Below are 11650 nucleotides of genomic sequence, written 5' to 3'. Positions count from 1 at the left end.
GAGGATCCCCGTGCGTACGCTCATTCGCGTAGCCGAACCGCCTTCCCAGGGCTGACGAAGAGCGCCCCCGCCGCATCGCATGATGAGCAGTCGTCGGCTCGGGACAGCGAAAGGGCTCATCGAATGCGGATCTTGGGAAAGCGCCGGAGCGGGACGGCGCGTACCGGCCGGGTCTGGCTGATGTTCGTGGTCGCGGCGGTGGTCGGCGCCGTGCTCGCCGGCCCCTACTTCGGGCTCGACCTCGACGACAGCCGGCTCGACGTGAGCGGCGGGCCGCACTACTACCTGCTCGTCGCGCACATCTTCACCGCGCTGGTCGCGCTCGTGCTCGGCCCGCTCCAGTTCGTGCCGGCGATCCGGGCGCGCAGGCGGGTGCACCGGGTGATCGGACGTTGCTATCTCCTGGCGGGAGTGCTCCCCTCCGCGCTGACCGCCGTACCGGTGGCGCTGCTGTCGGGCCGGCTCATCACCCAGATCGGCCTGACGATCCCCGCCGTCCTGTGGCTCGTCACCGGCTGGCTCGCCGTCCGGGCCGCGCGCCGGCGCGACTTCGCGGCCCACCGGAACTGGATGATGCGCAACTACGCGCTCACCTTCCTCGCCGTCACCTCACGGATCCTGGTGCCGCTCTTCCTGCTGGCCCAGCTGCCGTTCAGCGGTATGGACTCGATCGCCGCCAACGCCGAGGCCACGATCCCGATCGGGCAGGCGCTCGGATGGGTGGTCAACCTCATCGTGGTGGAGATCCTGATCAGGAGACGCCTGACCCGGGATGCGGCTACGGGCGCGCCGAGTTCCGCCTGACCTGGCCTGGTGATCACGTACGGGCGTCCCAGCCCGGGCTGACCGGACCGGTCTCGTAGGCGTGGACGACGGCGCTGACACATGCGACCGGCGGTGGAGTTGCCGTCGCAACTCCTGGATGACGACACACGGCTGTGGCCGTGCGGCGCGCGAGCCGGAACGTGTCATTTGTGGAGTTCGCGCTACGCCCCAGGGCTGACGATCCGGGACGGCTGCCGCGCCACGATGGCCGGTGTCCTTGATGCCCGCCCTGATCGGAGGAGACGATGATGCTCCCGTACCCCAAGATCGCGTCAGTTCTGCTGTGTGGTGCGCTCATCGGCGGGGTCAGTGCCCCGTCGGCCGCCACGGTGCCGCGCCCGAGGTGGGTCGCCACGTGGGCCGCGGGCATGACCGCCGTCCCGGAGCCTGCCACCTACCTTGAGGACCAGACCGTGCGGCAGGTGGTGCACACCAGCGTCGGTGGGGACGCCCTCACGCTGCGGTTGTCCAACGAGCACGGCGACGGGCCGCTGCGCCTGGGTGCGGTGCACGTGGCCGCGCGCGCCGGCAGCACGGGAACCGACATCGACCCCGCCGGCGACCGCGAGGTGACCTTCGGCGGGAGGCAGGAGGTGACGGTTCCGGCGGGCGCGCGGGTGGTGAGCGATCCGGTCAGGCTGGACGTGGCGCCGGACTCCGATCTGGTGATCAGCCTCTACCTGCCGGAACGCACCGAAGTCGGTACGGTGCACCGCTACGCGATGCAGGTGAACGCCGTGGCGGACGGCAATGTCGCCGGAGCCGGGACGATACGGCCGGTCGCCGCACCGAGCCAGTGGATGTTCCTGTCCGGAGTGAACGTCCGGACCCGCCCCCGTACCTCGGCCGTCGTGGTCCTGGGCGACTCGCTCTCCGACGGCGTCGCGACGACGGTGGGCGCCAACCGCCGCTGGCCCGACCTGCTCTCGGACCGGCTGCGCGCCTCCGGTCCCGGTGTCGCGAACGTCGGGATCGCCGGCAACCGGCTGCTGCACGACCCGAACCCGCCCGCGGGGCAGCCCGCCGAGGCGCACGCCGCCTACTTCGGGCCCTCGGCGCTGCGCCGGTTCCCCGGCGACGTGCTCGGCCAGGCCGGCGCCCGGCACGTGATCGTCCTGCTGGGGGCGAACGACCTGGGCCAGCCCGGCTCGTCCGCGCCGGTGTCGGAGACCGTCACGGCCGGGCAGCTCATCCAGGGGCATCGGCGCCTCATCGCGAAGGCACACGCCCGCGGGCTGAAGGCGTACGGCGGCACCGTCACGCCGTCCCAGGGCGCGCGGTTCGGCTTCTGGAGTGAGGAGATCGAGGCCAAGCGGCAGGCGGTCAACCACTGGATCCGTACCAGCGGCGCCTACGACGCCGTGATCGACTTCGACGCGGCCGTGCGCGACCCGGCCCGGCCGCTGCGGCTGCGTCCCGCGTACGACAGCGGCGACCACCTGCATGTCAACGACGCCGGTGCGCAGGCCATGGCGGCGGCGGTGCCGCTGCGGCTGTTCCGCTGATGCCCGATCCCCCGTGAGAATCAAGGAGACCTTGTCGGTTGAAGAAGGGAGTGCGGTGTGCCTGCGTGGCGGTTGCGGGGGGTCATCCTGCCGGACGACGAACCGGGTGACGTCTACGTCGGCGGTGACCGGATCACGTTCACGCCGGTGCCCGGCGCCGAGACGGCCGCCGAGGAGGCCCGGGCCTCTGGCGGCAGGTCCGCTGACCGGGCGAGTGACGACGCTGAAAAGAGGATGAACCTCGCAGGGTTCGGTGCGAGGCTGGGCTCGTGATCGACACGCGAACGGTGGTCCTGGTCGAGGGTGTCAGCGACAAGTCGGCCGTCGAGGCGCTGGCCGGGCGTCGTGGCCTCGACCTGGCGGGCGAGGGCATCGTGGTCGTGGCGATGGGCGGGGCCACCAACATCCGGGCCCATGTCGGCAGGTTCGGTCCTGCCGGTCGTGGTCTCCGGCTGGCCGGTCTGTGCGACGCCGGCGAGGAAGAGGAGTTCCGGAGGGCCTTCGAGGGCGCCGGCCTCGGGTCCGAGCTCAGCCGGAGTGATCTGGAGGCGCTCGGGTTCTTCGTGTGTGTCGCCGACCTGGAGGATGAGCTGATCCGGGCCCTCGGCACCGCCGCGGTGGAGCGGGTCGTCGATGCCGAGGGGGAGCTCGGTTCCTTTCGTACGCTGCAGAAGCAGCTCGTGTGGCGGGAGAGGACCACTCACGACCAGCTTCGCCGGTTCATGGGGTCGGGCGGGGGCCGCAAGATCCGCTACTCGGGCCTGCTTGTCGCGGCGCTCGATCTCGATCAGGTGCCGCGACCGCTGGACATGCTGCTGGCCCACCTGCTGCTGGGCAGCCGGAGATAGCGATCCGTTTCCGGCGCCGCGCAGGCACCGGCAGGCCGCCGGCAGACGGCCGGGTCGGCCGGGAGCGCGAAGCCGGGGGTTTCAGTCGCGGCGGCCGAACAGCTTCTCGATGTTGCGGCGGTCGCGCTTGGTCGGGCGGCCCGCGCCGCGGTCGCGCACGGGCACGGCGACGGCCTCCTCACGCGGCGGAGGCGGCGGGCTCTTGTCGATGTAGCACTCGGCGGCGACGGTCGCGCCGACCCGCTTGGCGATGATCCGGGAGACGACCACGATGCGTTCCCGGCCGTCGTGCCGCAGCCGGATCTCGTCGCCGGCCTTGACCGCGTGCGCGGGCTTGACCCGTACCCCGTTGACCCGGACGTGCCCGCCCCGGCACGCGTCGGACGCGATCGACCGGGTCTTGGTCAGCCGGACGGACCAGATCCAGCTGTCCACCCGCGCGCTCCCCTGTTCACCCGCCATCCGAACACTCTACCGAGCCGGGCGGCCGGCGCACCGCGCATTTCACCGTCGGTGCCGGGTGTTAGGGTCGCCGTGTGTCCCACCCGCACGAGCGTCTGGACCTGGCGCAGGAGCTGGCCGAGGCGGAGGAGGCGGTGGGCGAGTACCGGCGGCTCGCGGTGAGCGATCCCGGCCTGTATCTGCCCGGTCTGGGGGTGGCGCTGGATCGCTGCGCCCTGCTGCTGGGCCTGGCGGGCAGGAGGGCTGAGGCCGTTGCGGTCGCTGAAGAGGCCGTTGATCTCTTCCGTGAGTTGAGCGGCAGCGGCGGTGGCAGCGGTCCGGGTGTGCATGCCATGAGCCTCGCCTCGGCGCTGGTCAATCTCGGTAACCAGCTCGCCGAGCTGCGCCACCACGACCGGGCACTCGTCTCCCTTCGTGCGGCCGTCGAGTTGTGCCGTCGTCACGGCTCCGAGTTGCGGCTGGCCTCGTCCCTGGAGCATCTCGGCATCAAGCTGGGCGAGATGGGTCAGGCCGACGAGGCGCTCGGAGCGCATCTCGAAGCGATGCAGTTACGCCGTCCGCTGATCGAGGCGGGCTCGACGGACGACGCCATCGACCACTGGGGCGGGCTTCTCGCGCTCATCCACCAGTTGCACCAGATGGGCCGCGAGGAGGAGGCCGCGCCGTACCAGGACCTGGCGGCCCGCTACCACCGCCACGTCCGCGAGACCCGGCCCGGTTTCATCGTCTTCATCGACGACCTGCTGGCGCGGCACGGCTACCGCGTGACCGCGACCGGTTTCCGCCGCGAGAGCGCGGAGCGGGTGTCCGAGCTGAACGAGGAAGGGCTGCGCCTGATGCGGGCGGGGCGTCTCGACGACGCCGCCGCGCGATTCCAGCAGGTGATCGGCCTGCCGGCCGACGACGCCAGGCTGGCCACTCCGCTGCACAACCTCGCCGTCGTGCTGTCCCGGCTCGGCAGGTACGGCGAAGCCGTCGAACCCCTCGAACGCGCCGTACGCCTGCACCGCGCCGCGGCGATGACCGACGACCGGCGCCGGCCGCAGCTCGCCTCGTCCCTGAACAACCTCGGCTGGACGCTGCTGGCGGTCGAGCGGTTCAAGGACGCCCTGGCCCCGCTGGAGGAGGCGATCGGCCTCCAGCGCGAAAACGCCGGCTCACCGGCCGGGCTGGCCCGCAGCCTCTACAACCGTGGTGTCGCCCTGGGGCACCTGGGCCGCCACGGCGAGGCCCTGGACTCGACGGAGGAGGCCGTGGCGCTGCTCCGCCCGCTGTACGTCCGCGAGCCGGACACCCACCGCGAGGGTTTCCGCGACGCGTTGACGTGGCTCGGCAGGCAGCTCGGGCAGCTCGGCCGGGCCCGCGAAGCCCGCGCCGCCGTACGTGAGGCCGAACGTCTTTGAGCAGAGGGGCGGGCCGGCGGCTGCCGGTCCGCCCCGCCGCGCTCACTACGGCATGTGCCGGAGCAGTTCGTCGTGGAGGAAGCGCAGGAAGCCCGGGAAGTCCTCTGCGATCACGTCCACCAGAAGGTCGTCCACCTCGTACACGTCACCGAGCAGGATGCCGGCCCCGAGCCGGATGATCTCCTCCGTCCGGCGGTCGGCGGCGAACAACGCGCCGCCGCCGTCGGAGCCGAACGCGACGATCTCCCTGTTGCGCGTGCTGACCACCCGGGTCGGCTTGGCGTCGCCCAGCATCCCGTGCACCACGTGGTCCACGGGATGCACGAAATACCCGGACCCGACGTCCGCGAGACAGACCTCCTCGACGCGCGCGTAGAACTCGACGAGATCCCGCGCGCTGCCGTCGCCCAGAGCCCCGGCGAGGGCGTCTCCGCCGTCGCCGGTGGCCCTGGACACGTAGTTCCCACCCGGCACGTATCCGTACGCCGCCTCGAAGCCGGCGACGAACCGCGTGGCCAGGGCCGACATCTCGTCGATCCAGTCGTCAATTTCCGGTCCAGAAATGGGCACTGAACTTCTCGTCAATCTTGTTGGCGAATTCTTCGATCTGGGCTCGGGTCGCGTTCGGGTTCTCCTTGCGCCAGTTCTCCCACTCGTTGGTGATGTCCTGGTGGATGTTCTTGCTGCGGTCCTTCATCGCGCTGCCGGCGACGCCGCGGATGTTCGACGGGGAGTGGAAGTCGAAGTCCTTGAACTCCGGGTGCTCCAGCCGCCGGAAGACGTCCGGGATGCGATGGTGGGCGGCCCAGTTGTCCGGCAGCCGCTTCAGGCCCTCGCGGCCCAGCCATGCGTTGTATCTCCCCCGGTGATTGTCGAGATCGATGGTCGGGAAGTCGGGATCCTTGCCAGGGGGGCATGGACCGGCATTGTGCACGAGGACCGGCGTGCCGCCCGCGACGACATAGTACGTGTGCAGGCCGTCAACGGTCAGGTTGTGCACCCGTTGCGCGGCGGTCCACCTGCTGACCGCCTCCACCTGGACGTACGTGCCTGCGGAGGTGCGCAGCAACATGCCGGGCCGGAGGTCTCCGGCGTCGATCCAGCTGTTCAGCCTCTCGACCCAGAAGGGGTGTCCCTCGGTCGCGGTGAGGTCGGCCTTTTCGCCACCCTGGTCGATGGAGATCCTGACCAGGTTCTTGTCGCCGTCACCGGTGATGAGGGCGGTCACCGGTCTGGGCACGGTCCGGCCGGTCGCGGGGTCGGTGGCGAGGACCTTGTCGCCGACGTCCACCTTCTCGATCGGCTTGGTGCTGCCGTCCGCCATCAGCACCGAGGTGCCGGGGACGAAGCTGTTCAGGGCGCAGCCGCCGGTGGCGTCGGTCCTGCCGCCGGGGGCGTCCGTCCGGCCGCCGGGGGCTTCGGCCCTGTTGAACCGCTGGGCGACGGTTTCCGCCTTCTCGGCCACCCAGTCCCTGGCCTGCCGGCCGACCTGGGTGTTGCCGATCCAGCCGGCGGCCCGTTCCACCACTCGGAGGCGGCTCGCGGCGGCTTCCGCACCTGCCTGGGCGACCGCCCAGCTGGCTTCCGTGGCGCCTTCCGCGAGGGTCTTGCGGCCTTCGGCGACGTCGTTGACCGTGCTGGCCACCGCTCTGGCGCCCTGGTAGGCGCTGTAGGCGGTCATGCCCCACATGACGCCCTTGCCGACCAGGACGGCGGCCGGGATCAGGAAGACGAGGCTGCCGCTGGGGTCGGTGTTCTGGACGGGGTTGTTGTAGCCGTATCCGTACAGGTTGAGGTTGCCGGGGTTGTAGACGCCGTCGTTGCCCTCACCGTCGAGGTAGTCGCCGATGACGGGGTCGGCGGACTTCCACAGGCCCAGCTTCGGGTCGTAGTAGCGCGACCCGTGGTAGTAGTAGCCGGTCTCCGGGTCGAGTTCCTTGCCGGTGAACTGGTACGGGTTGAACTGGCCTGGACTCTCTTCGACCCAGGTCTCGCCGCCGGGGAAGTAGTTGAGATGTTCGGCCAGCCGGCCGTTGCCGTCGGTGCCGAACGTGGTCGAGCCGACCTGGTCGCCGTGGTAGAAGAACTGGTCCTTCTCGAAGTAGTTGCCCGGCTTGGAGGTCTTCGTCGCGATCCTGCTGGTACCGACGAAGACGTGCTTGAACTCGGTCTGGTTGCGGGCGGTGTAGTTCTGGTTCGGGTACAGCGTGGTCTGCGAGCTGTCCTTGACCACCCGTTCGCCCTGGTCGTCGTAGGTGAAGCGGACGGTGGGCGGCTTGCGGTGGTCGTCGCAGGCGGAGGGGTCCTGTGGCTGGGTGTCGTTCTTGGCGGTGTCGTGCACGCAGGCCAGCCGGTTGTCCTCGTCCCAGATGAGCTGGCGGCGGGGCTTGCCGTACTGGTCGGACTCCTGGTTGATGAGGTTGCCGTTGTCGTCGTACCGCATGTCGTGCGGGCCGACCTCGGTGGGCGCGTGCGGGCGGGAGCCGAAGCTGTAGACGTGGGTGTAGCTGGTGTCCTGCTGCACCTTCTCCACGCCGTCGGCGTCCACGATGGCCTGGCGCTGGTGCTTGCCGACGATGTTGTGAACGGTGTCGTAGGTCAGGCGGAAGGCGTAGGTGTCGGTCTTGTGGATGTCCGGCGTGTACTGGCCGCTGGCCTGGGTCAGCCGGTAGAGGTTGTCGTAGATGTAGGTCTGCGTTGACGGCCCGCCGAACTTGGGCGAGGTGGAGCCGTCGGGGATGTTGGTGTCGTTCTGCAGCCGGGTGATGTTGCCGACGTCGTCGTAGCTGTAGCGGTAGCGCTGGAACTCATACCCCGAGGGCAGGGTCGAGCTCAGCAGCGCCAGGCTGCGGTCGGCGGCGTCGTAGGTGAACGTGGTGGAGGTGCCGTTGCCGAGTGAGATCTTGGCGCGCTGCTCGAACTTGTCGTACAACATGTCGCGCAGGTACGGGTAGGTGTAGGCGCCCTTGACGCCGGTGGCGGTGATCACCTGGCCGCCGGAGTCGTAGCCGTAGGTCAGCGACTCGCCGTCGGGGTAGGTGAGCTGCAGCACCCGGCCGAAGCTGTCGTAGCGGTAGCCGGTGGTGAAGGTCTTCTTCTGGTGGTATCCGGGGCCGGGCAGGATCTTGGTCTCCGAGGTGATCTCGCCGAGCGGTCCGTACTGGCGGGTGGTCACGCCGCCGGCGTCCTCGACCTTGGTGATCCTGCTGGCCGCGTTGTACGGCGCGCCCGGCTCGCCATAGGTGTAGCGGACGTCGTTGTCCTGGAAGACCGGATAGTCGATCTTGGTCATCCGGTTGAAGTCGTACTCGTAGGTGACCTTCTTGTCCCGGTCCGCCAGGTTCGCGGTGACCTTGCTGGTCACGTTGTCGGCCAGGTCGTAGCCCGTGGTCGTACGCCCGGAGTCGGGGCTGGTCACCGTCGTACGGCGGCCGAGGTCATCGTAGGCGCTGGTGGTCTGGTTGTTCTGGTCGTCGGTGACCTTGGTGAGCTGGCCCAGCGGGTTGTAGGCGTAGCTGGTCCACAGCGGCGGGCCGCCGTTGACCGGGTTCGGCTCGCGGACCGAGGTCCTCAGCTTCCGCACGTCGGTGAAGGTGGCCTTGGTGTTGCCCTCGGCGTCGGTCACGGCGGCGGAGAACTGCCGGGTGCCGGAGCGGTCGTTGTCGAAGCCGTAGGCGGTGGTGCTGCCCGTTCCGTCCGGCAGCACGGTCTCCACCAACCGGTCCAGCACGTCGTAGGTGTTCGCGGTCGGGCGCACCCGGTCGAAGGTGGCGTTGAAGGTGGTGTTGGCCGCGCCCTTGGCCTCGCCGACCGGGTAGTACTGCTCGACCATGCGACCGAACTCGTCGTAGACGGCCCGCCCGGAGACGGTCATCTGGTCGACGCCGCCAATCCTGGCGTCCTTCTTGACCTGCACCGCCCTGGCCAGGCCGTCGGTGAAGGTGACCGTGTCGATGGTGTCGGCCTTGACCGAGTTGTCCGCCGCCCGGTCCAGGTGGCGGGTGACGGCGTACGGGACCCGCGCCTCGGGGTGGTACTCGAAGGCGATGGTCGGCTTGCCGGCCCCGTGGTCGAGCGGCCCCGTCACGGTGGCGATCCGGCCCGCGTCGTCGTAGGTGTGGGCCAGCCACTGGTTGTTGATGTCGACCGAGGTCTCGGTCTCGCCGAACTTGAGGTTGTAGCTGGCCGTGGAGTGGTAGCCGAAGCTGTCCCTGGTGGAGACGATGTGGGTGCCGGTCACGTCGTCGTAGCCGTAGGTCAGCTTGTAACGCTGCCCCTTGTGGTTGGCCGGCTGGGTCACCGTGGCGAGCGTGCCGGTCGGGTTGTAGGTCGCGTCGATCACCGCGGCCTTGTCGTCGTCCAGCTTGGCCCGGTACCGGGTCACGTTGCCGGTGGCGCAATCGACGTCGGCCTCGCTGCGCCGCATCACCTTCCCGCCGCCGCGCACCTCGGACTTGTTCGGCACGCCGATGATGTGCGGCTCGGCGCAGTCGGTGTAGCCGGTGGTGGTGACCACGTCGTCGGCATCACCGCTCTCGCCGTAGTCGGTGGCCTTGATGAGGTTGCCGTGCTTGTCGTACGTCATGTCGGTACGGGTCTGCTTGCCGGGTGTGGCCTGGCCCTCGTACCAGCGCCGGTCGGTCCTGACCAGCAGCGGGAAGATCACCGCGGAGGTGCTGCGGCCATCCGCGGGTTCGCCCGTGGCGACGTCGCGCAGCTCGTAGATGTTCAGCGTCTCGTTGAACGGCCGGTTCTGGCTGTCGGTGGTGAGCGTCCTGGTGACCAAGCCGCGCGTGTAGTGGTTGCGGGTGTCGTACTCGGAGATGATCGTGCGGAAGACGGCGCCGTCCTGGTCGCGCGCCTGCGCCTTGACCGTGCCGTAGCCGCGGAACTCGCGCTCCAGCCGGTCGTATACGCCACCCGCGTAGTCGAAGGTGGTGTGCTGGGTGTCCGCGCCGTCCCCGGCCAGGCCGTCGTGGGTCTTGACCGAGCTCAGCACGTACCGCGAGGCCGGCAGGTCGTAGGTGTTGCCGTCCCTGGTGTAGTCCAGCTCGACGGTCGAGCCCAGCGGCCGCTTGACCGTCTTGAGCAGGTTGGTGCGGCCTGTCTGGTTGGCCGCCACGGTGAGCTGGTCGTCCGCGCCGGAAGCCAGGTGGTCGGCGAAGCCGTCGCCGTTGATGTCCCGCAGCACCTGTGAGGCGCGCGAGGCCCCGGTCGAGGTGTCGGCGCCGGGGTTGATGATGACGAACCCGCCGATGCCGAACGCGATCGGGATCGAGATGGTGAAGTACGCGCCCGCACCCAGCCGGGCGTTGACGTCACCGTTCAGCCCGGACAGGCTGCCGCCGAACGCCACCGGGGCGGCGAACCCGCTGCCGGTGTTGATCGCCACCTTGATCGGCGAGCCGGCGAAGACCCGGTCGGCCAGGTTGTCGCCGTTGACGTCGGTCAGGGTGGCGGTGCTGGTGCTGTCGCCCTGGTTGAGTGACGCGCCGCCGGCGAAGCCGTAGAAGTCGGTGTTGAAACCGATGTTCACGCCGGAGTTGTCGCTGCTGCCGTCGTTCAGCGGGCCGCCCGGCCACGGCTCGGGGGCCGCGAACCGGTAGCCGAGGTTGAGCGCCGCGCGCCCGTCCTCGAACACCCGGTCCGGCAGCGCGTCGCCGTTGATGTCCAGCAGGTCGATCTCGGCGTCGGAGGTGCCCGTGCCCAGGTTGCCGCCGATGCCGAGCGGCGGCATGTCGTTGCCCGAGGAGGAGGTGTTGGCCGAGGTCGTCCCGCTCGGTGCGGCGTCGCCGCGGCCGGTGGTGATCGTCCTGGCCGCGCTGCCGGCGCTGGCGTTGCCGGACACGTTGTCCGAGGAGCGCACGGTTCCGCCCGGCGTGTCGCCGCGGACCGGGCCGAGCACCCCGGTTGGTCCCGTGTACTGGATGCCGCCCGCGCCGACCACGTCGGGGAACCGGTCGGCGTTCATGTCGAAGTAGTCCAGCTCGCCGCTGGAGGTGCCGGTGGACACACTGCCACCGACACTGCCCACCCCGCCGCCGACGCTGCCGGTCACCGAGATCTGCTGGGAACGGGACATGCGCGGCACCGCGCGGACACCGGAGACATCCGCCGCAGCGGGCAACCCGATCGACTGCCCACCCAGCCGCGAACTGGTCACCGTCGCGCCCGAGATCGACAGGTCCGCACCCGAGGCCCAGCTGTTACGATCCGGCTCCGGCACGAAGAGGATCGCGTTCGGCGGAGTGACCCGCGGGTCCTGCTCGAACCCGGGCCGATCCCGATCCACGTCCACGTCCTGCGGCAACTCGGACTGCAGATCCTCCATGCTGTCCAGATCGCCCTGCCTGACCGGCTGGGTGGCCCGGTCACCGTTGCCCTTGTACCCGACATACGCCCAGCCCCGATACGGCCGCCCGTACACCCCCTCCGGGGCCGGGCTGTACACGGTCGCGGCCTCCTCCACCCCGCCCACTTGCACCGAAGCGCCGCTCAGCAGCCCCGCCGCAGCGGTGAACTCGAAGAACAACGGGTCGCCGGCGGCGGTCTCCACCTGCAGCGGCACCGGCTCGGCGCCCAGCGTGACGGCCTGCTTGGCCAGCAG

At 70.0% G+C, this 11650-nt stretch carries 8 protein-coding genes; 5 read left to right on the top strand and 3 right to left on the bottom strand.

Going from position 1 to position 11650, the window contains the following annotated elements; all coding sequences use genetic code 11:
• Positions 1-132: 132 nt before the first annotated feature.
• The 4 genes from AB0I81_RS52460 to AB0I81_RS52445 all read left to right on the top strand — a co-directional run bounded on the left by AB0I81_RS52460 (position 133) and on the right by AB0I81_RS52445 (position 3178).
• Positions 133-804 carry a DUF2306 domain-containing protein gene (locus tag AB0I81_RS52460; RefSeq protein ID WP_360675405.1) on the top strand — a complete coding sequence of 224 codons (672 nt, stop codon included), beginning with the start codon at positions 133-135 and terminating at the stop codon, positions 802-804.
• A 266-nt stretch (positions 805-1070) separates the two neighbouring features.
• Positions 1071-2330: an SGNH/GDSL hydrolase family protein gene (locus AB0I81_RS52455; RefSeq protein WP_360675402.1), complete on the top strand. Its 1260-nt coding sequence runs from the start codon at positions 1071-1073 to the stop codon at positions 2328-2330.
• 57 nt (positions 2331-2387) lie between these two features.
• On the top strand, positions 2388-2603 hold the full coding sequence (locus tag AB0I81_RS52450; protein WP_360675399.1) for a hypothetical protein: 216 nt from the start codon (positions 2388-2390) through the stop codon (positions 2601-2603).
• The gene (locus AB0I81_RS52445) at positions 2600-3178 is read left to right on the top strand and encodes a TOPRIM nucleotidyl transferase/hydrolase domain-containing protein (RefSeq protein WP_360675396.1); all 579 of its coding nucleotides are present in this window, start codon (positions 2600-2602) and stop codon (positions 3176-3178) included. Before AB0I81_RS52450 ends, AB0I81_RS52445 begins: the two co-directional genes overlap by 4 nt.
• 81 nt (positions 3179-3259) lie before the next feature.
• Here the strand turns inward: AB0I81_RS52445 and AB0I81_RS52440 are convergent, their stop codons facing one another.
• Entirely contained in the window at positions 3260-3640 is a 381-nt protein-coding gene (locus tag AB0I81_RS52440) for an RNA-binding S4 domain-containing protein (RefSeq protein ID WP_360675393.1), read from the bottom strand.
• A gap of 74 nt (positions 3641-3714) precedes the next feature.
• On the opposite strand from AB0I81_RS52440, the gene AB0I81_RS52435 reads away from it, so the two are divergent.
• Positions 3715-5043, top strand: a complete 1329-nt coding sequence (locus tag AB0I81_RS52435) for a tetratricopeptide repeat protein (protein WP_360675390.1) — start codon at positions 3715-3717, stop codon at positions 5041-5043.
• A 45-nt stretch (positions 5044-5088) separates the two neighbouring features.
• Here AB0I81_RS52435 and AB0I81_RS52430 read toward each other — a convergent pair whose 3' ends face one another.
• The gene (locus AB0I81_RS52430) at positions 5089-5613 is read right to left on the bottom strand and encodes a hypothetical protein (RefSeq protein ID WP_360675387.1); all 525 of its coding nucleotides are present in this window, start codon (positions 5611-5613) and stop codon (positions 5089-5091) included.
• Positions 5588-11650: toxin TcdB middle/N-terminal domain-containing protein (locus tag AB0I81_RS52425; RefSeq protein ID WP_360675384.1), on the bottom strand; the 6063-nt coding region annotated here is incomplete at its 5' end. The genes AB0I81_RS52430 and AB0I81_RS52425, both read right to left, overlap by 26 nt.

The organism is Nonomuraea sp. NPDC050404 (assembly GCF_040655495.1).
GTDB lineage: Bacteria > Actinomycetota > Actinomycetes > Streptosporangiales > Streptosporangiaceae > Nonomuraea.
Note: the sequence above shows the minus strand (reverse complement) of the source record. Positions and strands in the feature narration are given on the sequence as shown.